The sequence below is a fragment of the Pseudomonas sp. MBLB4136 genome (genome assembly GCF_051904765.1).
Lineage (GTDB): Bacteria > Pseudomonadota > Gammaproteobacteria > Pseudomonadales > Pseudomonadaceae > Aquipseudomonas.
In genome coordinates this window covers 1,259,325-1,284,182 of sequence record NZ_CP196713.1, presented here as the reverse complement: position 1 = coordinate 1,284,182, position 24,858 = coordinate 1,259,325, and the positions used below count along the sequence as shown (strand labels likewise).

Annotated in this window: 24 protein-coding genes, 3 tRNA genes and 3 pseudogenes; 21 read left to right on the top strand and 9 right to left on the bottom strand. The window is 64.1% G+C overall.

What is annotated here, in order from left to right; genetic code table 11:
• The first annotated feature begins 175 nt into the window (after nucleotides 1-175).
• From ACSX1D_RS05750 to ACSX1D_RS05725, 6 genes and pseudogenes are all read left to right on the top strand, one after another.
• Nucleotides 176-252 (top strand) — tRNA-Met (locus tag ACSX1D_RS05750).
• 123 nt (nucleotides 253-375) lie between these two features.
• Nucleotides 376-452: transfer RNA gene (locus ACSX1D_RS05745), tRNA-Met, on the top strand.
• Nucleotides 453-575: 123 nt separating this feature from the next.
• Nucleotides 576-652: transfer RNA gene (locus tag ACSX1D_RS05740), tRNA-Met, on the top strand.
• A gap of 142 nt (nucleotides 653-794) precedes the next feature.
• Nucleotides 795-970 (top strand): annotated as a pseudogene (locus ACSX1D_RS05735) (cytochrome b); the annotation flags it as partial.
• A 149-nt stretch (nucleotides 971-1,119) separates the two neighbouring features.
• Nucleotides 1,120-2,442: a 30S ribosomal protein S12 methylthiotransferase RimO gene (gene rimO, locus ACSX1D_RS05730; protein ID WP_439861360.1), complete on the top strand. Its 1,323-nt coding sequence runs from the start codon at nucleotides 1,120-1,122 to the stop codon at nucleotides 2,440-2,442.
• Nucleotides 2,443-2,530: 88 nt separating this feature from the next.
• Nucleotides 2,531-2,887 carry a thiol-disulfide oxidoreductase DCC family protein gene (locus tag ACSX1D_RS05725; RefSeq protein WP_439861359.1) on the top strand — a complete coding sequence of 119 codons (357 nt, stop codon included), beginning with the start codon at nucleotides 2,531-2,533 and terminating at the stop codon, nucleotides 2,885-2,887.
• A 25-nt stretch (nucleotides 2,888-2,912) separates the two neighbouring features.
• Here the strand turns inward: ACSX1D_RS05725 and ACSX1D_RS05720 are convergent, their stop codons facing one another.
• A complete protein-coding gene (locus ACSX1D_RS05720; RefSeq protein WP_439861358.1) occupies nucleotides 2,913-3,557 on the bottom strand; it encodes a TetR/AcrR family transcriptional regulator in 645 nt (214 codons plus the stop codon).
• Between the two features lie 56 nt (nucleotides 3,558-3,613).
• Here ACSX1D_RS05720 and ACSX1D_RS05715 point away from each other — a divergent pair, with 56 nt between their 5' ends.
• Nucleotides 3,614-4,081, top strand: a complete 468-nt coding sequence (locus tag ACSX1D_RS05715; RefSeq protein WP_439861357.1) for a hotdog fold domain-containing protein — start codon at nucleotides 3,614-3,616, stop codon at nucleotides 4,079-4,081.
• Nucleotides 4,082-4,223: 142 nt separating this feature from the next.
• Here ACSX1D_RS05715 and ACSX1D_RS05710 read toward each other — a convergent pair whose 3' ends face one another.
• On the bottom strand, nucleotides 4,224-5,186 hold the full coding sequence (locus tag ACSX1D_RS05710; protein ID WP_439861356.1) for an integron integrase: 963 nt from the start codon (nucleotides 5,184-5,186) through the stop codon (nucleotides 4,224-4,226).
• Between the two features lie 405 nt (nucleotides 5,187-5,591).
• Here ACSX1D_RS05710 and ACSX1D_RS05705 point away from each other — a divergent pair, with 405 nt between their 5' ends.
• The gene (locus ACSX1D_RS05705; protein WP_439861355.1) at nucleotides 5,592-6,083 is read left to right on the top strand and encodes a hypothetical protein; all 492 of its coding nucleotides are present in this window, start codon (nucleotides 5,592-5,594) and stop codon (nucleotides 6,081-6,083) included.
• Between the two features lie 279 nt (nucleotides 6,084-6,362).
• On the opposite strand, the gene ACSX1D_RS05700 is transcribed toward ACSX1D_RS05705, so the two are convergent.
• Nucleotides 6,363-7,406: an IS110 family transposase gene (locus ACSX1D_RS05700; protein WP_439861354.1), complete on the bottom strand. Its 1,044-nt coding sequence runs from the start codon at nucleotides 7,404-7,406 to the stop codon at nucleotides 6,363-6,365.
• A gap of 162 nt (nucleotides 7,407-7,568) precedes the next feature.
• On the opposite strand from ACSX1D_RS05700, the gene ACSX1D_RS05695 reads away from it, so the two are divergent.
• On the top strand, nucleotides 7,569-7,985 hold the full coding sequence (locus ACSX1D_RS05695) for a GFA family protein (protein ID WP_439861353.1): 417 nt from the start codon (nucleotides 7,569-7,571) through the stop codon (nucleotides 7,983-7,985).
• 378 nt (nucleotides 7,986-8,363) lie between these two features.
• Nucleotides 8,364-8,678 carry a hypothetical protein gene (locus ACSX1D_RS05690; protein WP_439861352.1) on the top strand — a complete coding sequence of 105 codons (315 nt, stop codon included), beginning with the start codon at nucleotides 8,364-8,366 and terminating at the stop codon, nucleotides 8,676-8,678.
• A 162-nt stretch (nucleotides 8,679-8,840) separates the two neighbouring features.
• Here ACSX1D_RS05690 and ACSX1D_RS05685 read toward each other — a convergent pair.
• Both ACSX1D_RS05685 and ACSX1D_RS05680 read right to left on the bottom strand, forming a co-directional pair.
• Nucleotides 8,841-9,131, bottom strand: a pseudogene (locus ACSX1D_RS05685) (cell division protein ZapA); the annotation flags it as partial.
• On the bottom strand, nucleotides 9,128-9,376 hold the full coding sequence (locus ACSX1D_RS05680) for a hypothetical protein (protein ID WP_439861351.1): 249 nt from the start codon (nucleotides 9,374-9,376) through the stop codon (nucleotides 9,128-9,130). The gene ACSX1D_RS05680 and the pseudogene ACSX1D_RS05685, both read right to left, overlap by 4 nt.
• Before the next feature lie 420 nt (nucleotides 9,377-9,796).
• Here ACSX1D_RS05680 and ACSX1D_RS05675 point away from each other — a divergent pair, with 420 nt between their 5' ends.
• On the top strand, nucleotides 9,797-10,213 hold the full coding sequence (locus tag ACSX1D_RS05675; RefSeq protein ID WP_439861350.1) for a CBS domain-containing protein: 417 nt from the start codon (nucleotides 9,797-9,799) through the stop codon (nucleotides 10,211-10,213).
• Nucleotides 10,214-10,274: 61 nt separating this feature from the next.
• On the opposite strand, the gene ACSX1D_RS05670 is transcribed toward ACSX1D_RS05675, so the two are convergent.
• Both ACSX1D_RS05670 and ACSX1D_RS05665 read right to left on the bottom strand, forming a co-directional pair.
• Nucleotides 10,275-11,258 carry a 1-phosphofructokinase family hexose kinase gene (locus ACSX1D_RS05670; RefSeq protein WP_439861349.1) on the bottom strand — a complete coding sequence of 328 codons (984 nt, stop codon included), beginning with the start codon at nucleotides 11,256-11,258 and terminating at the stop codon, nucleotides 10,275-10,277.
• Between the two features lie 59 nt (nucleotides 11,259-11,317).
• The gene (locus tag ACSX1D_RS05665; protein WP_439861348.1) at nucleotides 11,318-11,743 is read right to left on the bottom strand and encodes a 3-isopropylmalate dehydratase; all 426 of its coding nucleotides are present in this window, start codon (nucleotides 11,741-11,743) and stop codon (nucleotides 11,318-11,320) included.
• A 447-nt stretch (nucleotides 11,744-12,190) separates the two neighbouring features.
• On the opposite strand from ACSX1D_RS05665, the pseudogene ACSX1D_RS05660 reads away from it, so the two are divergent.
• The 5 genes and pseudogenes from ACSX1D_RS05660 to ACSX1D_RS05640 form a co-directional block, all read left to right on the top strand.
• Nucleotides 12,191-12,799 (top strand): annotated as a pseudogene (locus ACSX1D_RS05660) (methyl-accepting chemotaxis protein); the annotation flags it as partial.
• 167 nt (nucleotides 12,800-12,966) lie between these two features.
• Nucleotides 12,967-13,566, top strand: a complete 600-nt coding sequence (locus tag ACSX1D_RS05655) for a hypothetical protein (RefSeq protein ID WP_439861347.1) — start codon at nucleotides 12,967-12,969, stop codon at nucleotides 13,564-13,566.
• A gap of 155 nt (nucleotides 13,567-13,721) precedes the next feature.
• Nucleotides 13,722-14,714: a hypothetical protein gene (locus tag ACSX1D_RS05650; RefSeq protein WP_439861346.1), complete on the top strand. Its 993-nt coding sequence runs from the start codon at nucleotides 13,722-13,724 to the stop codon at nucleotides 14,712-14,714.
• Nucleotides 14,715-14,798: 84 nt separating this feature from the next.
• Nucleotides 14,799-15,167: a response regulator gene (locus ACSX1D_RS05645; RefSeq protein ID WP_208708872.1), complete on the top strand. Its 369-nt coding sequence runs from the start codon at nucleotides 14,799-14,801 to the stop codon at nucleotides 15,165-15,167.
• 98 nt (nucleotides 15,168-15,265) lie between these two features.
• A complete protein-coding gene (locus tag ACSX1D_RS05640; RefSeq protein WP_439861345.1) occupies nucleotides 15,266-18,424 on the top strand; it encodes a GAF domain-containing protein in 3,159 nt (1,052 codons plus the stop codon).
• 54 nt (nucleotides 18,425-18,478) lie between these two features.
• Here ACSX1D_RS05640 and ACSX1D_RS05635 read toward each other — a convergent pair whose 3' ends face one another.
• On the bottom strand, nucleotides 18,479-18,916 hold the full coding sequence (locus ACSX1D_RS05635) for an HIT family protein (RefSeq protein WP_439861344.1): 438 nt from the start codon (nucleotides 18,914-18,916) through the stop codon (nucleotides 18,479-18,481).
• Nucleotides 18,917-19,161: 245 nt separating this feature from the next.
• Here ACSX1D_RS05635 and ACSX1D_RS05630 point away from each other — a divergent pair, with 245 nt between their 5' ends.
• Entirely contained in the window at nucleotides 19,162-19,866 is a 705-nt protein-coding gene (locus tag ACSX1D_RS05630; protein WP_439861343.1) for a glutathione S-transferase N-terminal domain-containing protein, read from the top strand.
• Nucleotides 19,867-19,950: 84 nt separating this feature from the next.
• The gene (locus tag ACSX1D_RS05625) at nucleotides 19,951-20,523 is read left to right on the top strand and encodes a hypothetical protein (protein WP_439861342.1); all 573 of its coding nucleotides are present in this window, start codon (nucleotides 19,951-19,953) and stop codon (nucleotides 20,521-20,523) included.
• Between the two features lie 24 nt (nucleotides 20,524-20,547).
• Here the strand turns inward: ACSX1D_RS05625 and ACSX1D_RS05620 are convergent, their stop codons facing one another.
• Nucleotides 20,548-21,447, bottom strand: a complete 900-nt coding sequence (locus ACSX1D_RS05620; RefSeq protein ID WP_208708867.1) for a DMT family transporter — start codon at nucleotides 21,445-21,447, stop codon at nucleotides 20,548-20,550.
• Nucleotides 21,448-21,579: 132 nt separating this feature from the next.
• Here ACSX1D_RS05620 and ACSX1D_RS05615 point away from each other — a divergent pair, with 132 nt between their 5' ends.
• The 3 genes from ACSX1D_RS05615 (at nucleotide 21,580) to ACSX1D_RS05605 (ending at nucleotide 24,814) form a co-directional block, all read left to right on the top strand.
• Entirely contained in the window at nucleotides 21,580-22,044 is a 465-nt protein-coding gene (locus tag ACSX1D_RS05615; protein ID WP_439861341.1) for an Lrp/AsnC family transcriptional regulator, read from the top strand.
• Between the two features lie 413 nt (nucleotides 22,045-22,457).
• Entirely contained in the window at nucleotides 22,458-23,858 is a 1,401-nt protein-coding gene (gene rsxC, locus ACSX1D_RS05610) for an electron transport complex subunit RsxC (RefSeq protein ID WP_439861340.1), read from the top strand.
• Entirely contained in the window at nucleotides 23,855-24,814 is a 960-nt protein-coding gene (locus ACSX1D_RS05605) for an RnfABCDGE type electron transport complex subunit D (protein WP_439861339.1), read from the top strand. The genes rsxC and ACSX1D_RS05605 overlap by 4 nt, the downstream gene beginning before the upstream one ends.
• Nucleotides 24,815-24,858: the final 44 nt, after the last annotated feature.

Genomic DNA, 24,858 nt, shown 5'->3' with positions numbered 1-24,858 from the left:
ATAAATGTCGGCTTTGCTGACCCGGCCGCGCCCCGTCAAATCCTCCCGCAAAGGCCCGGCAGATCAAGCCGACAGCGCTTTCTGGAGCGCTCGCCAACGCTAAGCGTATGAACAAACAACAGTTTTTAACCGAACTAAAGGTTGACAGCCTGCCTCTAAACTATAGAATGGCCGCCGCGGGATGGAGCAGTCTGGTAGCTCGTCGGGCTCATAACCCGAAGGTCGTAGGTTCAAATCCTGCTCCCGCAACCAAATACCCGAAAAGGCCACTCGAACGAGTGGCCTTTTTCGTTTGCGTTCGATTCAGCTATTTAAGTAATTGATTGAAATATAGAAATCGATTGACAGAAGCGCGTATCTATATAGAATGGCCGGCGCGGGATGGAGCAGTCTGGTAGCTCGTCGGGCTCATAACCCGAAGGTCGTAGGTTCAAATCCTGCTCCCGCAACCAAATACCCGAAAAGGCCACTCAATCGAGTGGCCTTTTTCGTTTGCGTCCGATTTAGCTATTTAAGTAATTGATTGAAATATAGAAATCGATTGACAGAAGCGCGTATCTATATAGAATAGCCGGCGCGGGATGGAGCAGTCTGGTAGCTCGTCGGGCTCATAACCCGAAGGTCGTAGGTTCAAATCCTGCTCCCGCAACCAAATACCCGAAAAGGCCACTCAATCGAGTGGCCTTTTTCGTTTCAGCGCTCGCCACAATCCCGCAACACCTCCTTGACGATTTCCCGACTTCCTCCCCGCTAGCCTCTGCTCCCCAACCACAGGAACAGGAGACGCAGAGTCCATGTCCTGGAAAAACACCGAAGTCCGTTACGGCAGCCTGTCGATTGCCCTGCACTGGTTGATGCTGCCGATCGCGGCGGTCTACGCCTGCATCGAGTCCAAGGGCTACTTCCCAAGGGCAGCGACGCCCGCCCCCTGCTCATGCAATGGCACTTCATGCTGGGCCTGGCGACCTTCGGAGCCGCTCAGCGGCCGCCCTCTTATGATCAGCCACGACGCGCAATCGCTCGCGGCGCTGGTCAAGCAGGCGATCCGCCGCTAGAATTGCGCACTTTTTGATCAACGGCGCCTTTCGCGCCCATCCTCCAAAGCCTGAGGTCAGCCGCATGTCCACCCCTGCCACGCCAAAAGTCGGATTCGTTTCACTGGGTTGCCCCAAGGCCCTGGTGGACTCCGAACGCATCCTGACCCAGCTGCGCATGGAAGGTTACGAGGTCGTGCCGACCTATGAAGACGCCGACGTGGTGGTGGTCAACACCTGCGGCTTCATCGACAGCGCCAAAGCGGAGTCCCTGGAGGTGATCGGCGAGGCCATCGCCGAAAACGGCAAGGTCATCGTCACCGGCTGCATGGGCGTGGAAGAGAGTGCGATCCGCGACGTGCACCCCAGCGTGCTGTCAGTCACCGGCCCGCAGCAGTACGAGCAGGTGCTCAACGCCGTGCACGAAGTGGTGCCGCCGAGCAAGGAGCACAACCCGCTGATCGACCTGATGCCGCCCCAGGGCGTCAAGCTGACGCCGCGCCACTACGCCTACCTGAAGATTTCCGAGGGCTGCAACCACAGCTGCAGCTTCTGCATCATCCCTTCGATGCGCGGCAAGCTGGTCAGCCGCCCGGTCGGCGAAGTGCTCAGCGAGGCCGAGCGCCTGGTCAAGGCCGGGGTCAAGGAACTGCTGGTGATCAGCCAGGACACCAGCGCCTACGGCGTCGACATGAAGTACAAGACCGACTTCTGGAACGGCCAGCCGGTGAAGACCCGCATGACCGAACTGTGCGAGGCGCTGTCCTCCATGGGCGTGTGGGTGCGCCTGCACTACGTCTACCCGTACCCGCACGTCGACGAGCTGATCCCGCTGATGGCCGCCGGCAAGCTGCTGCCCTACCTCGACATCCCCTTCCAGCACGCCAGCCCGAAGGTGCTCAAGGCCATGAAGCGCCCGGCCTTCGAGGACAAGACCCTGGCCCGCATCAAGGCCTGGCGCGAGATCTGCCCGGAGCTGACCATCCGCTCGACCTTCATCGTCGGCTTCCCCGGCGAAACCGAGGAAGACTTCCAGTACCTGCTCGACTGGCTGACCGAGGCCCAGCTCGACCGCGTCGGCTGCTTCCAGTACTCGCCGGTGGACGGCGCCCCGGCCAACCTGCTGGACAACCCGGTGCCGGACGAGGTCAAACAGGACCGCTGGGACCGCTTCATGGCCCACCAGCAGGCCATCAGCAGCGCCCGCCTGCAGCTGAAGGTCGGCAAGGAAATGGAGGTGCTGATCGATGAGGTCGACGACCAGGGCGCCGTCGCGCGCTGCTACGCCGACGCCCCGGAAATCGACGGCAGCGTGTTCATCGCCAGCACCGCGGTCAAGCCCGGCGACAAGGTGCGCGTACGCATCGTCGACGCCGACGAATACGACATGTGGGCCGACCTGATCTGACTTGCCCCGCCCCTTCCCATCACGGGAAGGGGCTTGCCCACCCCGCCCCCGCTAGACTTAAAACAAGCCCCGCCACCAGACCACGCCCATGGCCCGACTCAAGGTCTATTACGACGGCGCCTGCCCGCGTTGCGTGGCCGACCGCCGCCGCTACGAACGACTCGCGCAGCACGACGACAGCGTCGAATGGGTCGACATCACCGGCCAGGAGAACCAGCTGCGCGCCGCCGGCATCGACCCCTACCGCGCCCTCACCGAACTGCATGTAGAGGATGACCAGGGCCGCATCCACCGCGAGCTCGACGCCTATATCCTGCTGATGAGGCGCACGCCAAGGCTGCGTCCGCTGGCCTGGCTGCTCGGCCTTCCCGGCCTCAAACCACTGCTGTCCTGGTGCTATCGACGTTGGGTGTTGCACCGCCTGCGCCGCCAAGGGCGGCTATAGACGGCGCGCCCTGCGCCCCAGCGAGCTAGCCACTCACGGCCTCGGCAATCGAGCGCCATGCGGCATCGGCAAAGATATCCGCGTGCACGGTGGGAGCGCCTTTGACCCGTCCCGACAACCAGGCACGACAGTAGTTTTCCGCTTGGCCGATCAACAGCGAAGCATAAACCTCGCGGGGTAGCTTGCGGATCACCCCGGCATCCACCCCTTTACCCAACCAGTCGAGCAAGGCGCCATAGCGGCGCCGGTTGCGCGCGGCCAGGTCGTCCTGGCGCGGCCCCGAAGCCACCGCATGGCGCGCCTGAGAAATAAAGCGGGCCAGCTCCGGTTGCTGCTCGACCCAGGCCAGGTACGTCCGGATCAAGGCCTCAACCGCCTCGCGCGGCGTACCGGCACCCTCTATGCGGGGCTGCACCAGGGCCAGCTGATCGTCCAGCGCGGCAAAGTACAGTGCCGCCACCAGACCTTCCTTATTGCCGAAATGGTGATAGATCGAGCCGATGCTGCTTTCCGCGCGCTGGCGAATGTCCTCAATCTTGGTCGACTCGAGGCCCATTTCGTCGAAGCACGCCAGGGCACAGGCCATGATGTGCCGCTTGTTCGATCGGCGATCGCCGGGCTCGACGCGCTCCAAAGCCGCCAGCGCGGCTGAGTAATCGTGGCTTGACACAGACATAGAACAATACTCTAGAATAATATTCCATATTTTACATAGAGCGCGTGGCGATGAGTACAGGTACCTTGGCGATTTGGCAACGCTTCTCCAGCAAGCCCGCTGGCAAATGGGCCTTCTCCCGGCTCCTGTGTTTCAAGGCGCCCTACTTTGCCAGCATTCGCCCTCGGTTCGAGGCACTGAGGCCCGAGTACTGCGAAGTATCGATCCCTAAACGCCGCGCCGTGCTCAACCACCTGGGCACCGTGCATGCCATTGCCATGTGCAACATGGCTGAACTGGCTGGTGGAACCATGACCGAGGTGACAGTCCCGCGAACGCACCGCTGGATACCCAAGGGCATGACGGTCGAATACCTGAAGAAAGCCACGTCCGACCTGACCGCTGTCGCCACCCCCGAATCGCAGCCGGACTGGTCGGTGCCAGGCGACTACAAGGTCAACGTAGAGGTCAAGGACCGAGCAGGACAGGCCGTCTTTCGGGCAGCGATCACCATGTGGGTGACGCCTAAATCGGCCTAGCCGCGCGGGCTTCGCACCACTGCCGCGCACCAACATCGCGCAGCCGACGCCAGCTCCGCTGCGCGACCTCACCGACCTCGACCCTCGCCTCTGCCGGCACTGCCGGCCTTGCGGGCTACCCACCAGGGCTAAAGACGGTGCCTCAGCGATCCAGCGGGCTCAACACCCCGAGCCCGCCGCGATTGAGCACATGGGTATAGATCATCGTGGTCTTCACATCGGCGTGGCCCAACAGCTCCTGAACCGTGCGGATATCCTGACCGCTCTCCAGCAGATGGGTGGCGAAGCAGTGACGCAAGGTATGCGGCGTGGCCGGCTTGATGATCCCCGCCGCCCGCAACGCCGGCTTGAAGGCGCGCTGCACCCGCTGCTCATCGAAATGATGGCGACGCTCCGCCCCGGAGCGCGGGTCAACCGAACGACGCGATGCCGGAAACACATACTGCCAACCCCACTCGCGCGGCGCAGCAGGATACTTGCGCGCCAGGGCGAACGGCAGATAGACCTCGCCGAAGCCCTCGGCCAGATCCCGCTCGTGTTGCGCCTTGACCCAGGCCAGATGCGCCTGCAGCCCGTCGCGCAGCGTGTCCGGCAGCAGCGTCACCCGGTCCTTCATGCCCTTGCCGTCGCGCACCAGAATCTCGCGGCGCTGGAAATCCACATCCTTGACCCGCAGTCTCACCGCCTCCATCAAGCGCATGCCCGAGCCGTACAACAGGCCAGTGATCAGGCCCACCTCGCCGGAGAACTGCGCCAACAGACGCTGCGTCTCCTCGCGACTCAATACCAACGGCAGGCGCTCGGGCCGCTTGGCGCGCACCACCCCATCCAGCCAGGGCAACTCGATGCGCAACACCTGCTTGTAAAGAAACAGCAGCGCCGCCAACGCCTGGTTCTGCGTCGACGCCGACACCGTACGCTGCACCGCCAGATAAGACAGGAACTGCTCGACCTCCTCCGCGCCCATGTCCGCCGGGTGGCACAACTTGTGGAATCGGATGAACTGCCGGACCCAGTGCAGATAGACAGTTTCCGTACGAAACGAATAATGTCGTACGCGGATCTGCTCGCGCAGTTGATCGAGCAGTTTGGGCTTGCCGTCCATGGTGTATAACTCCCTTCTGATCCCAGCAACCCGCTGGAACCCCCAGAATAGACAAGGAAAGCCAAAGGCAACAAGGAACGTTATCCACCAAATGGTGCGTTTAAACGCACCGCTTGGTGTCTAATTTTAGTTATGTGAATTCAGATCACCTTCATGGCTAAACAGAAGAACTTATACACAAACGACAGGTGGTTCGACTTCTCTCTGCGAGTGCAGCTGAGGGATGGGAATAAGTGCTTAAAATGCCACAGATCACCTCCCAGCGTAGTGCTTCAAGTTCACCATGAAATATATGTACCTAATAAAAAACCTTGGGAATATGCTTTAAGTGACTGCACAACACTTTGCAAAGGATGTCATGCTCGGGAGCATGGGCATGTAGAGCCAAACAGTGGCTGGTTCCTGATGTCTATTGATGATTTAGGTGATCTTATCGGCACTTGCGAACGAGAGGGATGTGGCAACGATATAAGGTACGAGCATCTCACTTATCACCCGGAGTGGGGCTACAAAATAGTCGGCAGCACATGCATTGAGCATCTAACTAAAAAAGATAAAAATCTTAGCGCAAAGGTGCTGGCTTGCTACCGAAACATTAGCTCATTTGTTCACGGCTCAAGCTGGTATAAAGGCAAAACAAAATCAGACAAACCATACGTAGGAGCACAGCACGGCCATGATTTAATTCGTATATATGGCCAAGATGGCGGGTATGCATTTCAAGTTGCACTGAAAGAGAAAGGGCGAAAATTTCATCACTTCAAAGATATAGTGCGCGCCTCTGGAAAAACGCTAGATGAAGTCAAAGAACTGGCATACATAACACTAAAAGGGCTAACCACTGAAGATGAAGAAGAGAAATCCATGCTTAGAAACCTGTATAGAAGTATTAAGTGAATCACATAACAACTGGTATATGGACGCTCCCCACAAGTAGATGAGGAATCGCTTTTCAAGCCTGTCGTCAGTGCGGTTGCATTCGTATATCCGGCCTGTCATGGGCAGCATCGCCCTGGCCACTCTGTAGTTCGCGCAGCGGGGGCCCAGCGTTCAGTCGATCACATAGATCAGCATTGTTATCGGCCTTGTTCCGCTGCAGGACTCGCCTGTTCCGACAGTCTCGCGTCTCACCACAACCACCCGAAAACCTTCATTCCCTCCTGATTACTCCCGCCGTCAGGCGGGCCTTACGCTCTGCCAGTTGCCGCTGAAACGTCGTTCGTGGCACCACACCGCCCAGCAGATCCGTACCAGTTTGTTGGCCAACGCCACCGCCGCCTTGTTGTGGCCGATGCGCGCCGCCGTTTGCGTGGCCCAGCGCTGCAACGCGGTCAGTCGTTCCGGCGTGTTGGCCAGGCAGCGCTGGGCCGCCAACAAGGCGGCGCGGGAGCCGTGGACCAGCAAGGTACGCACGTAGACGTTGCCCTGGCAGCTGATGTGGCCCAGCTTGCGCCGGTTGCCGCTGCTGAACTCGCGTGGGGTCAGCCCCAGCCAGGCACTGAGTTGGCGGCCGCTGGCGAAGCGCTGCGGATTGCCAACCGCGGTCTTCAGGGCGCTGGCGGTGAGCAGGCCGATGCCGCTGACCTCGTCCAGCCTGCGCACGATTTCATCCTCGGCATGCCATTGCTGCAGCTGCCGCTCGCAGTCCGCCATGCACTGCTGATAGAGATTGACCTCGCCCAGGACGATCTGCAGCAGGCCGCGCAGGCGCGCCAGCTCCGGGCGCTCGATCAGTTCGTTGGCCCGGCGCAGGAAGGCCGCGGTGCTGGCTGGCGCCTCGATACCCGCTTCGCGCAGGATGCCACGCAGCAGGTTGATGCGCTGGGTGCGGCTCTTCTTCCAGGTCTCGCGCAGGCCGTGCAACTGCTGCAGTTGCTGCTGCTCGTGGCTCTTCACCGGCACCGGATGCAGGCCGGCACAGCGCGCCGCTTCGAGCATCGCCTCACAGTCGTTGCGGTCGGTCTTGTTACGCCGCCGGTACGATCGCACATAGCGTGGATGCAGCAGCATCACCCGGTGCCCACGGGCCTGCATCAACCGCCCCCAGTAGTGCGCCGTGCCACAGGCCTCCATCAGCCACTCGACCGCCTCGGCCTGCTCCTGTATATATCGCCCGAACGCCTCACGACTCAGCCGCCTGCGCTGACTCACCACGCCGGCACGGACACTCTCGGCAACTTGGTAAACGGACTTGGCCAGATCAACTGCTATGCGTTTCATCACACCTCTCCCAATGCACAGTCACCACCGTTGTGGGTATAGAACCGTGGCGCGGGGAGCGTCCATTACAGCATTCAAGCCGTTCGCTCCGCTCACTCGGGACCGGCTAACGCCGGCCCCTTAACCAAACGTTATATGCTCATCCAGTAAGGCACGGTCAAAATGTCCCATTCAAAAACAAACTGCCTTTGCGGTGCCGTACAAATCACCGCAGAAGAAATTAATCCTAAATTTACAGTATGTCATTGCCAATCATGTAGAACCTGGGGTGGCGCACCGTTTTTTGCGGTCAAGTGCGGCACTAAAGTACAAATTGAAGGCAATGATAAAGTTAAAATGTATGAATCATCCCCGTGGGCATCTCGCGGGTTCTGTATAGAGTGTGGAACTCACTTATTTTTTAAATTCAAAGAAAGCGGAGAATACAATATGCCAGTCGGCATGTTTCCAAACTTGAACGACTTGGAAATGGACATGCAGTATTTTATCGATATGCGACCAGGTTACTATTGCTTCTCAAACAAAACAAAAGAGATGACGACAGCCGAGATAATGGCTCATTTCGCACCAAAAATGTGAGTTCACATATAACAATGCGTATATGGACGCTCCCCACAAGTAGATGAGGAATCGCTTTTCAAGCCTGTCGTCAGTGCGGTTGCATGCGTATATCCGGCCTGTCATGGGCAGCATCGCCCTGGCCACTCTGTAGTTCGCGCAGCGGGGGCCCAGCGTTCAATCGATCCCGAGGATCATGATTGTTATCGGCCTTGTTCCGCTGCAGGACTCGCCTGTTTCGATCGATCCCCACGATCTGCCTCCAACGCTCTCCGATTCTCGGATTGTCATGCGCCTCGCGCGGCAAGGCTGCGCGACATCTGGCGATTCGACCGCCTGACGCTCGACTAGAGTATGGACATAGCGCCCAGCAAATCTGGGCTCAGCAGGAGGTTGCAGATGGCCAAGTATTTGTTCGTGTATCACGGCGGCAGCATGCCGAATGCCCCCGAGGAGGTAACCCAGACAATGCAGGCCTGGGGAGAATGGTTTGCCTCCATGGGCGCGGCGGTGAGCGACCCTGGCAACCCGGTTGGCCTGTCGACGACGGTCAACAGCGACGGTTCGGTCACCCACAACGGCGGCAGCAATCCGGCCAGTGGCTACAGCATTATCGAGGCGGCTTCGGCCGAAGCGGCCATCGAGCATGCGCAGCGCTGCCCGATCCTGGCGGCCGGCGGCAGTATCGAGCTCGCCGAGATCATCCAGATGTAACAGCTCCGGCCTCAGGCGCAGCCGCGCCGGCCGCTCGTGGCGCGCAACAGTCGAGCGGGCGCAGTCAAGGGCGCCTGCTGCCCGCCGGGCCTAGCGCGCCCGCCCAGGGAGCGCCACCGCGGCTTCGTCCGGCGCGGCCAGCGTATCCTCGACAATTCTCGGGATCAGGTTCGCGATGTCGGCCACCCGGTTGCTCAGGCGCTCTTCCTGCTGCTGCAGCTCCTGGCGATGGCGCTGCTCCATCTCGGCCTGCTGGGCACACAGCTTCAACGCCGTCAGTACCAGCAAGCGGTCGCCGATCAAGGACGGCGAGGCAGCCTTGGTCTCCGCCAGAAGCTTCTTGAGCAGCTGCGTCGATTCGTTCAGGGCCTGCTGTTTACCGGCAGGCGCCTTGATGCAGTAGTCATTGCCGAGAATGGAAATGACCGTGACCGTCTCCCCGTCGCGGCTCATTGCTGGGCAATACTCGGGGCGGCATTCGGGCTGCGGCTGGCCAGCTCGACCAGGGCCTGGATGCGCGCCGCCGTGGCGCTGTGCAGCTCTTCCTGCTCCAGGGCGCTCATCTGCAGGGCTTCGTTCTCGTCCTTCAGCTGGGCCAGTTCGGCGCGAATCTGCTGGTTCGCCTCCTGCAGCGCCTTGTTCTCCTGCACCAGGGCACTGACAAGTTCTTCCAACTGACTCAGATTGTTTTCCAACATATTGATTACTCGGGATTTTCGGCGGGGCGCCACAATAAAGAAAAGCGTCGACAGAAGCCAGACAAGGCGCTGCCCGGCGACCACCGACGCGCGTTGCTGGGCGCGCTCCCAGGGCCTGCGGATGCGACCAGCCGCTTTCCGACTGCCCAGCGCCATGGGAGTTCCCCCCTGCCCTGGCGCCAGTGAAGACAAGCGGCGGTGGCGCGCACCAGATTGGCCCGGTGACGCACCGCCATGAAGCCGCGACATGTATCGAGCGACCAGATCGCAGGCGCCGACCCCAACGAATGCACGCCCGCCAGTCCCCCGGCCTGAAATTTGCTGGGCTCGACCCGGCCCGCACCATCCCAGGCCCCTGAAGCCTTGCTGCCTCACCAACCGCGCTCAGCAAGGCCATCCGCCCCGAACTGGAGTACCGCCGTGATTTCTGCCTCTATCGCCCGCTGCATGAGCAAAGACTTCGCCCTCATCCACCCCGACATGCCGGTGGTGGCTGCATCCGCCAAACTGATGAAGCACGCCATGCTCGGCGGCCCGGTGGTCGATGGCGAGGGGCTGCTGCTGGGCTGGATCTCCGAGCAGGAGTGCCTGCAGGTGAGCATCCAGGTGGTCTACCACAACCAGCGCGTGGCCACCGTGCGCGACATCATGCGTACCGACGTGCTGTGCGTGAAGCTCGATGACGATCCGCTCGAACTGGCCCAGCAGATGCTCGGCGACAAGCCCAAGAGTTACCCGGTGGTAGACGCCAGGCGCAAGGTGCTGGGTGTGGTCACCCGCCGCCATGTCCTCAACCTGCTGATCGATCAGCTGGGCAGCTTCGGCAAGACCGCCTGACCCTCGCGCCGCTGGCGAACAATGCCGCGCTACCCGATTGCAGCCAGCTGGCACCGCGCCTTCAGCCGTGCCCGTGGGTCTGCAGCCAGGCGAACAGGCGCTCGGTGTCGCTCAGTCGACAGAGTTCACTGCCATCGCAGATGATCGCCGCGCTGCCGGCGGCCACACCGTAGCGCAGCGCTTCGCGCCAGCCGGCGCCGCTCGCCAGCTTCAGGGTCACCCCGGCCACCATGCTGTCCCCGGCGCCGACCGTGCTGCGCCGCTGCACGGTCGGCGCGGCGATCCGTTCACTCATGCCCCGGCCGACCAGCAGCGCGCCCTGGGCACCGAGCGATACCAGCACATGTTCGCAACTGCCGCGGTCCACCAGGCCCTGGGCGACGCTGGCGAGCCGTTCTGGCCCGCAGATCGTCTCGCCGACCAGGCGGCTCAGCTCGTTGAGGTTGGGCTTGATCAGGAATATCCCGCCCACTTCCAGGGCCTGACACAGCGCCTCGCCGGAGCTGTCTAGGATGCAGCGCACCCCGCGCTGGCCGGCGCCCAGCAACAGACGCGGCAGGAAGTCGACGGCCAGGTCCGGCGGCAGGCTGCCGCTGATCACCAGGTAGTCCGGCCCCGGCAGCGCCTCCACGGCCGCCAGCAGGTCCTGCTGTTCGGCGACGCTGAGGCTCGCGCCGGGCAGGACGAAGCGATATTGCTGGCCGCTGGCCCGTTCCACCACGTTGAGGCATTCGCGGGTGCGCGCGGCGATCGCCAGGGGCTGGCTGACCACGCCCTCGGCGTCGAGCAGTTCGATCAGCTGCTGGCCGCTGGCACCGCCGGCGGGATACAGCGCCAGGGCGCTGCCGCCGAGGCGGTGGATGGCCCGCGCGACGTTGATGCCGCCACCGCCGGGGGCGTAGTCGGGCAAGGCGCAGCGCAGCTTGGCATCCGCGCACAGGCGGTCAATGTGGGTGGCGATGTCCAGCGCCGGACTCAGGGTCAGGGTGACGATGGACGCCCGGTCGCCGGCCGGGCTTTCAGGTTCGCGTGCGGGAGTGGCCATGGGCTAAAGCCTAGGCGAGCCCGGGGGTGACTGCCGGCGCCCGCTGCGCCGGCGTGCGCTCAGGGCGTAACCGGGCGGATATCGAATCCGCTCTTGGCCTCGCTGACGATACGAAAGTGCTGGCGCTGACCCGGCGTGACCGGCACCGCCAGCTCGCGGCGCAGGCGGCCCATGCCACACAGGGTGTCATCCTGCTTGTCGACGCCGATACCCAGCACCCGGGTGCCGCTGGGCACCTGCAGGCGCACCCTCTCGCCGACGCCGATGCGCGCCGCCACCCGGCGGTCGACCAGCACCGCCACGTAGCAGCCGCCGCCGAGCATGCCCAGGTCACGATTGACCACCAGTTCCCCGCCGCCGGCGACAGGTTGCTGGTAGGCCAGCAGACGCTCCTCGGGCACCGGGCTGACCTTGTCCGGGTGCGCCTGAAAAGACGAGCACGCGGCGAGCGCCAGCAGTGGCATTACGGCAAGAATCAATCGCATGGAGCCCTCCATGGGCGCAAAGAATGCCGCCTGAGTATTGGCGCAGACTGGCCAGGGCTCAAGCGCAGAAGGCAATCGTGCCTCAGCGCATCGCCCTGGCGCTCGAGTCGAGCAGGACTGCGGGGCGTGCAGCGATAGGAGAAAGTCACATGAGTCAGCGCGAACCATCAAAAAATATGATGCAACTCACCCTTTTGGTTGATGGCTTTCCCTGCTGACCTGAGAGTAGATTCGCCGTTAGATATTTGGCGTCACTGTTCCGGCCCCAGTATCACGGTTTCTGACCGAGTACCTCGCAGGGATGCGGCTGGCGACACTGGGCGCTACTGGAGCTTCTGCACCGGACATTGATCATGCCCCTTGCGAATCCAGGGCTCACCCGGCGAATGCCAAGTCTGTCTTCCTACTGCTTGGCGCGGCGACAGGCCGCGCCACTTGGACATCATCATGATCGGCGACGCTTCTCTGCTCCTTGTAGCCAACCTTGTCCTGGTACCGCTGGTCGGCGGGCTGGTGTTCTGGATCCTCAGCGCCAAGCACGCACGCGCCATCGCCGCGCTGCAGCAGGCCCTGAATGACAGCGAGCGGCAACGCCGCGAGATGGTGTCGGCCGCAGTCCTGGAACAGTGCCGCGCCGACGGCGCGGCGCAGCAGCAGGCGCTGCAGCAGGCGTTGGCCGACTGCCAGCAGCGCCAGCAGCAAGAGCGCCAGGCCATGGTGCAGGAGCACGAGACGAGCCGCAGCTTCCTCGAGCGCGAACTGCAGCAGCTCAACAGCGCCCGCGAAGCCAGCCTGCAGGACATGGCGCGCAAGATGGCCCTGCTGGAAAACGCCGTCCAGGAGCTGTTGGAGATCACCGCCACCATCGAGCGCTGGCACGACGGCATGAGCAGCATCATGGTGCACAACAACATCATGCAGAAGCAGATCGGCGACTTCCGCAACATCGTCGGGCAGATCGCCATCCTCTCCCTCAACGCCGCCATCGAGGCCGCCCGCGCCGGCGAATCGGGTCGCGGCTTCGCCGTGGTGGCCGACGAGGTGCGCAAGCTGTCGACCAGCGCCAACGCGCTGAACGAGGACTACCGCAGCAACCTGAACAAGAACACCCTGGTCACCACCCTGGCGTTCCAGGACATCCAGGCCGGCGGCAACATGATCGTCACGGCGATTCACGGCGTGCAGAGCCAGATCCGCACCCTGGGTCAAGCACTGGAAGGCGCATGACCATGCGCTCAGCCAACCACATGGTCGACCTCACCCTCGGCAAGCTGCTGCAGGCCACCCTGGAGCAGACGCTCAAGGGCTGCTCGGCCAGCACGCCCTGGGTCATTTCCCGGGTCGACAACCTCGACGACGTGCGCCAGGAGCAGTGCATCGTCCTGACCATCTCCTCGTTCAAGTTCAGGATCATCTGCCTGCTGCATGTCTCCATGGACCAGACCACCCGCCAGTTCGTCGGCGAGGCCACCGCCGCGCGCGCCGAGAGCCTCGACGAGTCGGTGTTCAAGGACTACCTGCTGGAGCTGAGCAACAGCTTCTGCGGCACGCTCAAGCGCCACCTGCAGAGCAGCTGCCCGCCACTGGGCATGTCCACCCCCAACTTCATCGAGCGTTCCAGCCTCGCCCACTACGAATCGATCAAGCCCCTGCACAGCGCCCACGCCAAGGCGCAGGTGAACAGCAGTGAGCCGGCGCTGTTCGCCGCCAGCGTCATGGTCAGCGTCGCCCAGGCCGGTGACTTCCAGCTCGAGCACTACCACGAGCCGGTCCACAGCGATGTGGACGAGGCCGATGGCTCCGGCGAACTGGAGCTCTTCTAGGACGCCGCCAACCGGCGAGTACCAGGCGGGATCAGCGACGATGCCGCCAGCACCCCGCACACCCCAGGGACGGTAATAACAATAAACGGCCGCTGGTCCTTCTCCGGGCTGGCGGCGCACAAAGACGCGCGTTCCAGCAGCGGAGAAACGTCACCATGATCGGTTTCGAGAAACGCCTCGTCAGCAAGGTGCTGATCTTCGAGGACAACGCCAGTGCCCAGGGAAAGATCAAGGCATTTTGCAGTGAACATGGCCTGATCGGCCTCAAGCAGTCCAACAGCTCGACCATGCAAATGCTGGAAGCCAATATCGACCTGGGCGCCGTGCTGATCTCCGAGCACAGCGCCGACCCGGCGGCCGGCATCGAGAACGGCTTCGAACTGGCCCGGCGCATACATCAACTGCGCCGGGAGCTGCCGATCTTCATGCGCCGCGAAGGCCGCGCCGATCTGCACGACCTGGAGCCCATCCAGACCATCGGCATCGCCGGCGCCTACGACATCGAGCACCCGGACAGCCTCAAGCTGCTGCTCGACCAGTACCTGGCCAACACCGAATACCCGATCTCGCTGATCCGCCGCATGGAAGAGGTCACCCTCGCCTCCCTGACGGCGCTGTTCCGCGATGTCGAGGTCAGCTGCGAGCTGCCCTACCTGGTCAAGGACAAGCTCACCTACGGCGACATCCTCAGCCTGCTGCCGGTCGAGTCGCCCTGGTTCTGCGGCTACATGATGGTGCAGTCCGAAGAGCAGCCGATGGTCGAGATGATCAAGGATGGGCGCACCGCGATCGCCAGCCACGACGTCGATTTCCGCGACGTCATGGGCATGCTCAGCGAGATCACCAACCTGGCCTGGGGCGGGCTGCGCACCCGCCTGCTGTCGCTGCACCCGCCGGTGGTCAGCGAAACCTCGCGCATCAGCGTGCCGATCACGGTCAACCACTACAAGGAATACATCTCCTTCGGCACCGACCGCTCGCAGCTGTGCTTCAAGTACACCCTGCGCGACCGCCACGACAAGCTGGCCCCGGTGACCCTCTATCAGAAGTTCATCTTCAACATCCGCTGGGCCCCCGAGGAGTACCTGGAGGCCGATGAAAACAAGGTCGAGGACCTGGTGGAGAGCGGCTGCCTGGAACTGTTCTGAACCGGCCTCGGCAGGGCCGACTCGCGACACCCCGAATACCCGAACGACAACACCGATTCCCGAATAAATAGAAGGTAGAACCTCATGGCACAGATTCTCGTAGTCGACGACAGCGCGGCCATTCGCAACGAAGTCACCGCGTTCCTCAAGTCCCACAACTTCAGCGTGGAAACCGCCGTCGATGGCAAGGACGGCCTGACCAAGCTCAAGGGCAACCGCGACATCAAGCTGATCATCTCGGACGTCAACATGCCCAACATGGACGGCCTGACCATGGCCGAGAAGGTGCGCAGCGAGCTGGGCAACCAGACCGTCAACATCATCATGCTGACCACCGAGAACGACCCCAACATGAAGACCCGCGGCAAGGCCGCCGGGGTCAAGGGCTGGATCGTCAAGCCGTTCAATGGCGCCAACGCCATCGGCGCCATCCAGAAGCTGGTTGCCGGGTAGCCGCAGCCGCCAAGGATCCAGGCTGCCGCTGCGGCAGCCTGTCGGCACCCGCTGAGCCCCCTCGCACAACAAAAACAATAAGCCCAGGCAGGTGTGACATGCCCAGAATCAAACTCAGTTTCAACCACAAGGTCGCCCTAGGCTTTGCCGTCATTCTCGCGTTGCTGATGATCTCGGGGGGCATGTCCCTGTGGAATCTCAACGACATCAGCGGCTCCAACCAGCGCGTCCAGGAACAGGCGGTGCCGGTGGTGACGGAAGTCAACAAGGTGCAGATCCAGCTGCTCAAGCTGGCCAACCTCAGCGCCCTGGGCTTCAACGCCGGCAGCGAAGAGGCGATCCGCCCCTACCGCGACGACTTCGAGAAAGGCGCCGCGGCCTTCGCCGAGGGCTTTCAGCGCCTCGAGGCGCTGGCCCAGTCCGACCCGCAGATGGCCGCCGTGGTGGCCGACATCCAGGACAATTTCAGCCTCTACACCGCCGCGGTGCGGCAGATGTTCGCGGCCAAGCTGGCGGTACTGGTCGCCAAGCAGGCCGTGGACGATGAAGTGGCGGTGGTGATGGAGCGTTCCGACGACATCGGTTTCTCCTTCATGGAGATCGTCAACGCCCGCGCGCCGAGCAAGGACATGGAAAAAGACCTGGCCTTGGCCCAGGGCTTCGCCAACCAGGCGGACGGCCTGATGGCCGGGGTGGTCAAGATGGCGGAGGAAGTACAGGCCAGCAACGACCTGGCGCGCCTGGACAGTGCGCGGGAGGATTTCGAGTTCATCATCAATGACTCGATGTCGCGCTTCGACATGGCCGCGCGGCTGTTCAAGCCGATGGACAGCGCCGGTGTCGTCGACAGTACCTACGCCAGCGTCGACGCCCTGCGCCAGGTGCTCAACACCGAACCCAGCCTGATCGAGCACAAACGCGAGCAACTGACCCAGGCGCAGGCCGCCTGGGAACAGCTCAACAGCGCCAAGGCCGCGGTGCAGAAGGCGGTGGACGGCCTCGACCAGGTGCTGGTCGCCGCCAACTCGCAGTTCGAGCGCCTGCAGAGCGAGCTGGGCGACAGCGTCAGCTTCGGCTTCAAGAGCACCCTGGTGATGATGATCATCCTCCTCGCCCTGGCCTCGCAGAACTTCAACTCCATGCGCCTGGCGATCCGCAAGAAGATGGTCGACCTGGCCAAGCTCAACCGCATCGGCGGCACCCTGGCCACCGCCCGGGACCAGGACACTGCCCTGGACCTGGTGCTGCACGCCATGAGCGAGAAGATCGGCATCGAGCGCGGCTCGGTCTACCTGTTCAACAAGGACAACGCGCTGGAAGCCAAGGCCTTCCTGCCGCCCAAGCAGATGGACGGCGCCCCGGCCGCCATCACCTTCACTCTGGGCGAAGGCGTGATCGGTCGCACGGCCGCCTCGAAGCGGGTGATCTTCGTGCCCGACACCAGCCGCGACAGCACCTACGTGGCCGGCGAGCAGGAGAAGGCCAAGGCCCTGCTCTGCGTGCCGCTACTGGACAAGGACATCCTGATCGGCGTGATGAACGTCTCCGGCGAGGTCGACAAGGTCAACTTCGCCGACAGCGACTACGAGTTCGTCGCCTCCGTGGCGCGCTCGCTGGTCACCACCATCAAGAACATCCGCATGGTCGAGGTGATCGAGGAGCACAACCGTACCCTGGAGCGGAAGGTCGAGGAACGCACCGCCGCCCTCAAGCAGAAGAACGAGGACATCGCCAACATGTTCTCCAACATGCACCAGGGCCTGTTCACCATCGTCGACAACGGCCTGATCCACCCGGAATACGCGACCTACCTGGAGACCATCTTCGAGACCAAGGAGATCGCCAACCGCAACTTCGTCGACTTCATGCTCAAGCGCTCGACCCTGAACGCCGAAATGATCGACGGCATCTCCACGGCGGTGGCGTCCATCGTCGGCGAAGACGCGATGATGTACGAGTTCAACTCGCACCTGCTGATCGGCGAGCTGACCCTGGAATTCCCGGGCCGCCCGCACAAACTGATCGAACTGGACTGGGACCCGATCGTCGACGACCAGGACGTGGTCACCAAGCTGATGGTCACCGTGCGCGACGTCACCGCGCTCAAGGCCCTGCAGGCCGAGGCCGAGGGGCAGAAGCAGGAACTGATGATCATCGGCGAGATCCTCGCGGTCGACGCGGAGAAGTTCAGCGCCTTTATCGACGGTTCCTCGACGCTGGTCGAGAAGTGCCGGGCGATCATCGAGCAGACCGAGGAGAAGGACCAGGGCAAGCTGGCCGAACTGTTCCGCAACATCCACACGGTCAAGGGCAATGCCCGCACCTACGGCCTCAAGCACATCACCGACACCGTGCACCAGGTCGAGAACACCTTCGACCAGCTGCGCAAGAACGACGACATGCCGTGGCAACCGGCCGACCTGCTCGATGAGCTGGCCTACGCCGAACGGGCCCTGCAGTTCTACCGCAGCATCTTCAAGGACAAATTGGGCCGTGACCGCCAGGTGAGCGGCGGCATGCAGATCGATCGCGCGCAGCTCAAGCGCCTGCTCGACAACATGGCGGCGCTGTGCGAGGCCGAGCTGCCGGGCAATGTCAGCAGCATCGTCAAGGCCACCTACCACAGCCTGGCCACCCTCGAATCCGCTCCGCTGGAGGAGGTGATCGCCGATGTCCTCGACTCGGTGCAGTCGCTGGCCAATGAGCTGGACAAGCCGGCGCCGACGGTGCTGATCGCCGATCACGAGGCGCACATTCGCAAGGAGGCCGGCGGCATGCTCGGCAACATCTTCATGCACGTGCTGCGCAACGCCGTCGACCACGGCATCGAAGGTCCGGACGAGCGCCTGGCCAAGGGCAAGGCCGCGCAGGGCTGCATCCGCATCGATGCCATCGAGGCGGATGGCGCCATTACCTATGCGGTGCGCGATGACGGTCGCGGCGTGGCGCTGAGCAAGATCTTCGCCAAGGCCGTGGCCTCGGGCCTGTATCCGGCCGATGCGCCGCGCCCGGCGGCCAGCGAGATCGCCAACCTGATCTTCGCCTCCGGCTTCTCCACCGCCGACCAGGTCACCGAGGTGTCGGGTCGCGGGGTCGGCATGGACGCCGTGCGCGACTTCCTCGAGTCAGCCGGCGGCGGCATCGAGGTTCGCCTGGATGCCGGCGACGAGCACGCCGACTACCGCGCCTTCACCACCCTGATCCGCCTGCCGGCCGAATGGTGCATCCTCAAGCAGGCGTTCGCCCTGGCCAGCTGACCACTCCCCGGCCTCTGCCGCCGCCCGGGCGGCAGGCGCCGGGAACGCCTGGCCTCAACCCGCCAGGCGCTTGACCAGGCGCGCCTGCAGCGCCTCCAGTTCGGCCGGATCGGCCTTGTTGGCCGCATGGATGCCCAGACCCTGGCCGGCGAAACGCGGAATCACGTGCATGTGCAGGTGGAACACGGTCTGCCCGGCCGGGCCACCATTGAACTGCGCCACCTGCACGCCGTCCGGCTGCAACTCGTCGACCAGCGCCCTGGCCAGAAGCTGGGTCGTCGCCATGACCTTGGCCAGCGCCTGCGCATCGATCTCCAGGATGTTGCGCGCCGCCGCACGCTTGGGAATCACCAGGGTGTGGCCGAGGGCCTGCGGGAACAGGTCGAGGAAGGCGAGCACGTCGTCGTCCTCGTACAGCTTGTAGCAGGGGGCCTCGCCGCGAATGATCTGGGCGAAGATATTCTGCGGGTCATAATCGCCATGCAGGCTCATCGGAGTTCTCCATTACCGGTGCAAAGATGCGCGCACGATACCCGCTCGCAGGGCCGCGGAAAACCCGCTACCAGGTGGCCGTCAGCCAGCCCGATGGCCACCAGCAGGACGATCGATTTTCGCCGTGGCCCCGGTTGTGGTCTGCTCGCAGCCTGCCAGCCCCATCCGCGGGGCGGGCCCAAGCCGCTCGCCCGGGCCAGCCAGGGCGAGCGATCCGTGCCATCGCCAGTTGAAAGGAAGCCCCCATGTCAGACCTCAGCGCCTACCCCATCACCCGCAAATGGCCCGCCAGCCAGCCCGAACGCCTGCAGCTGTATTCGCTGCCCACGCCCAACGGGGTCAAGGTGTCGATCATGCTGGAGGAAACCGGCCTGGCCTACGAACCCCACCTGGTCAGCTTCGAGCGCAACCAACAGCTGTCGGCGGAGTTTCTCTCGCTCAACCCGAACAACAAGATCCCGGCGATCCTCGACCCCAACGGCCCCGGCGGGCAGCCGCTGGCGCTGTTCGAGTCCGGCGCGATCCTGCTGTACCTGGCGGACAAGACCGGCCAGCTGATGCCCAAGGATGCCGCCGCACGCTATGAAACCCTGCAGTGGCTGATGTGGCAGATGGGCGGCGTCGGCCCGATGTTCGGCCAGGTCGGCTTCTTCAACCGGTTCGCCGGCAAGGACTTCGAGGACAAGCGCCCGCTGCAGCGCTATGTCGAGGAAGCCAGGCGCCTGCTCGGCGTGCTCGACCGGCGCCTGGACGGCCGCGCCTGGATCATGGGCGAGGCCTACAGCATCGCCGACATCGCCACCTTCCCTTGGGTGCGCAACCTGGTCGGCTTCTACGAGGCCGGCGAGCTGGTGCAGATCGAGCGTTTCAGCCACGTCAACCGCGCCCTGGACGCCTTCCTCTCGCGCCCGGCGGTGATCCGCGGCCTGGCCATCCCCAAGCGCGACTGAAGCACGCTGTCTGGCGCCTGGTGCGCAGAACCGCGGCGGCGGGTATCTTCTGCGCACCGCCGCTTTCCAGGACCGCGCCAACCCATGACCACCGCCCTTATCCAGGCCGCCCTGCTGCTCGCCGCAGCGCTCTGCTCGACCGCCACCCTGGCCAGGGTCGAGATCGAAGCGGCGCAGCACAAGCGCCTCGGCCCGCTGCTGATCGCCAAGGTCTCCGAGGACATCGCCCCCGGCGACTACGAGGCCCTGCTCAAGGGCCTGCGGGCCAATCCCGGCCGCTTCGCCGGCAAGATCCTGCTGCTCGACAGCATCGGAGGCAGTGCCCCGGAAGCCATCCGCATGGGCCGCCTGCTGCGCGAGACCGGCTTCGATGCCCTGGTGCCCAGCCGCGGCGTCTGCCAGGGCAGCTGCATCTACCTGCTCGCCGCCGGCCACAAGAAGACCGTACGCGGCCACGTCGGCCTGCACCGGCCGCGCTTCCCCAGTGGCGACTCGGCCCTGGCGCAGGCCGTCCACCGGGGCGAACGCTACAGCCCGAGTGCCTACTTCCGCGAAATGAACCTTCCCGGCCGCCTGGCGGACGAGATGCAGCGCATCGAACCGCATAAGATGCGCGTGCTCTCGACTCAGGAGCTGGCCGGCTTCGGCCTGCAATAACCGCCAGCGCTACGCTTCAGCCGCTCAACCGTTGGCGTTCGCCGGCTGCTCGGCCTTCTTCCACAACGACCAGCCCAGGGTCATGCCGGCGGCGGCCAGGAGAATGGCGGCGGTGCCGACCAGCTGGAGCGGGTGCAGGCGATGGTCGAAGGCCAGGTAGTCGACCAGGATCGCCACCACCGGATAGATGAACGACAGCGCCCCGGTCAGGTGGGTCGGCAGCTTCTGGATGGCGCCGTACAGCAGGATGTACATCAGCCCGGTATGCACCACGCCGAGGGTCACCAGGGCGCCCCAGCTGGCGGCATCGCTGGGCAGCTGCGCCAGGTTGGCGAACGGCACCAGCATCAGGGTGCCGACGCACACCTGGATCAGCGCGATCAGGTGCGGCGGCGTACCCTTGAGCTTCTTGGCGACCAGCGCGGCCAGGGCGTAGAAGAACGCCGCACCCAGGGCCAGGAGGACGCCGCCGAGGTAGTCGCTGCCCACGTAACCGGCATTCGGCTTGGCCTGGACGATCAGCAGCATGCCGGCGAAGGCCAGGCCCAGCCACATCAGCTTGTTCGCGGTCAGGCGTTCGCCGAGGAACAGCGCACCGAGCCCCACCAGGATGAACGGCTGGGTGTTGTACACCGCCGTGGCGATCGAGATGGAGGCGCGTGGGTAGGCGGCGAACAGCAGCAGCCAGTTGAGCACGATGGCCACCCCGCCCAGCGCGGCGAACGCCAGCAGGCGCGGCGTCAACTGGCCGCGCAGCAGGCCGAGGGCGGCGCACACGGCCAGCAGCACCGGCGCACCGATGGCGCAGCGCCAGAACACCACGTCCATGGCCGGCTGCCCGGAGTAGAGAACGAACCAGCCAATGGTCCCGGAAATTATCATTGCGGCGGTCATTTCGACCGAGCCACGCGTCGTGCTGTTCATGGAGCACCTCCGTCAGTTGTCAGAGGCTAAGATATTATGGAGCCAGGCCAATTCACATGACTTGAAAAAGGCTAAAAACAAGATAAACCTAACTTTATAAGGTTAACTTGCACTTTTTATGGAGTAGCGAAAATGCTGGACGAACTCGACCAGAATATCCTCGAAATGCTGCTGCAGGACTCGCGGGTATCGCTCAAGGAACTGGCCCGCCAGGTCGGCCTGTCCTCGCCCGCCACCTCGGAACGGGTGCGCCGGCTGGAGGAGCGCGGGGTGATCCGCGGGTTCACCATCGAGATAGACCCCAGGGCCCTGGGCTACCAGTTGCAGGCCATCGTGCGGATCAAGCCCATGCCGGGCATGCTGCACACGGTGCAGAAGCTGATCGAGGACACCGCCGAGTTCTGCGAATGCGACAAGGTCACCGGCGACGACTGCTTCATCGCCCGCCTGCACCTGCGCTCGATCGACCAGCTCGACCACATCCTCGACCGCATCGCCGACAAGGCGCAGACCAGCACGGCGATCGTCAAATCCCAGCCGATCAAGCGCCGTCCACCTGGCCTCGGCCTGCGAGGGGCGGCCGTGGCGGCGAAATAAGCACGTCTATCTAAGCCGCACCGCTCGCCGCGGCGGGAATATCGGGGACAGTTACCCCAGGACCGCTGCTCGGGGCCGGGCAGACCCGGGCTCTCGTCGGGCCCGGCAGGCCGGTGACGAGCGCCGGGCCGAAGGGGCGTCGCTTCATGGCTGATAACACCGTCCCCTCCTCATTCAGGCATGGCTCCCGGGGCCTCGCGTGCTTGTGCTGCTGCTCATCCTGGCCGGCCGCTGCGCTACCGCCTGTCGGCGGAATTGTTCAATAAACGAACAAATCGCCCTTCTGGCGCTCTGACTCACCTAGTGAGTGATCGAGTGTCCCGCCTCGTTTTTCCCTCAAAGCCCCTGGAGCATGACTCTCTTGTGTGCACGCCGCACAGGGAGGGCCGTGTCCAAAAACTGGAGGACGGAAAATGTCCAGCCATTCGTTGCAGAGCGTCGAGCGCATCCCGCCTGCCCTCCGCACCCAGCGCCAGGCCCAACAGCCGCCCTTCTGGCGGCGCCTGATCGCCATCGCCACACCGGCCCCCCATAGCTGGCGCGGCGGGATCAAGCTCAAGGGCTACAAACAGCTTTCCAACGCCACGCCGATTGTCCCGCTGCCGGCCGGGCACCTGTTGCTGGCGATCCCCCTCGAGCGCGGTCGCCGCTGCGCCCAGCCCTGCGTGCAGCCGGGTCAGCGTGTGCGCAAGGGCGAAGTGATAGGCCAGGGCGATGGCAATACCCCCTGGGTGCATGCCAGCACCTCCGGCACCGTACAACAGATCGGGCCCGCCTTCGCGGCCGACTCGGCCGAGCCGGTGCTGGCCGTTACCCTGCGCGCAGACGGCCTGGACGAATGGATCGAGCGCCCCGTGCCGGCGCCACCGCAAAGCCCCGAGGCATTGGTCGAACTGGCCCTGCAGATGGGCATCGTCGGCCTGGGCGGGGCGGGCTTCCCCACTGCCCTGAAGCTGGCCGGCGCCGAGCAGCCCGACCTGCTGCTGATCAACGGGGCCGAATGTGAACCCTTCCTGACCTGCGACGACCGCCTCATGCGCGAGCGCGCCGCGGCGCTGATCGAGACCGCCGACTACCTGGCCACCCTGCTGGGCATTGCGCAGACCCGCTTCGGTGTCGAAACCAACAAACCCGAGGCGATGGCGGCCTTGCAGGCTGCCGCCCGCCAGGCCCGCACCCAGGTCGAGATCCGTCCGCTGCCGACCCGCTACCCGGCCGGCGGCCAACCGCTGATGATCAAGAGCCTGAGCGGCCGTAACCTGGCGCCCGGCGCCCGCCCTGCCGATGTCGGCGTGCTGGCGCTCAATGTCGCGACCCTCTATGCCCTGGGCCGCGCGGTGTTCCACGGCGAGCCGCTGATCTCCCGGGTGCTGACGCTGACCGGCGGCTGCGCGCAGCCCGGCAACGTCGAGGTGCCGATCGGCTATCCGGTCATTGCCCTGCGCGCGGTGGCCGAGGCCTTCCCCGAGGGCCAGATGACCCAGGTCGGCGGCCCGATGATGGGCCAGCCCCTACCGGACCCCGCCGCCGTCATCAGCAAGACCAGCAGCTGCCTGATCTTCGGCGCCGAGCGCTACCTGCCGGCCGCCGGGCCCGCGGCCAGCTGCATCCGCTGCAACCGCTGCGTGGACGTCTGCCCGATGTCGCTACGGCCGCTGGCCCTCTACAGCGCCGCCCAGAACCAGGACCAAGCCAGCCTGCAGGCGCTGCGGCTGGACGCCTGCATCGAATGCGGCAGCTGCAGCAGCACCTGCCCGAGCAACCTGCCGCTGCGCGACAGCTTCCGCCAGAGCAAGAGGGAGATGCGCCGATGAGCCTGGTCCATAGTCCGACCCCACGTCGACTCAGCACCCTGATGCTGCTGGTCAGCCTGTGCCTGCTACCGGGCACCGTCCTCTATGCCTGGCAATTCGGCCCCGTGGTCTGGCTGCAGACCTTCTGGTGCGTGCTGCTGGCCCTGGGCTTCGAAGCCGGTCTGCTGCACCTGCGCGGGCAGGCTGTGCGCGCGGGCTTGAGCGACCTGAGCTGGCTGGTGTTCGGCCTGATCCTGGCGCGGGCGCTGCCGCTGCTGGTACCGCTGTGGATGATGGCAGTGGCCAGCCTGGCCGCCCTCGCCCTGTGCAAGCACGGCAGCGGCGGCCTGGGCCGCAATCGTCTCAACCCCGCCATGGTAGGCCTGGGGATCATCGCCATCTGCTTCTACCAGCAGCTCTACCCGGCGCCGACCAACCAGGCGCCCTGGACCCTCGAGCTGAACGCCACAGAGGTGCTGCTGCAGCAGTTGCAACTGGCGCCGCGCCTGAGCCTGGATGCCTTCGTCGGCGCCACCCAGCTGGCCCTCGGGGAGTACAACCCGATCACCCCCAACCTGTCCGGATACGGCTATGTGGCCGGCGGCCTGATCCTGGCGGCCCTGCGGGTGATCCGCATCGAGATTCCCCTGGCGATGCTCGGCAGCACGGCCTTGCTGGCCCTGGCCGCCGGCCACAGCCTGCAGGAAAGCCTGTACAGCCTCAGCCTCGGCGGCTGCCTGTTCACCGCCTTCTTCATCGCCACCGACCCGGTCACCAGCCCCGATACCCGTGGCGGGCGCATCCTGTTCGGCGCCACCATCGGCGTGCTGACCGAACTGATTCGCGAGTTCGGCCTGTACGCCGACGGCCTGTGCTTCGCCGTCCTGGCCGCCAACCTGCTGGTGCCGCAGATCGATCGCCTGGTGCAACGCACGCAGCAGCCCTGGTATCACGAGCGCACCGTACTGGCGGGATAACCGCTTATCGCAGGGTCGAGAGTCACGCGCCATCTGCCGAGCCG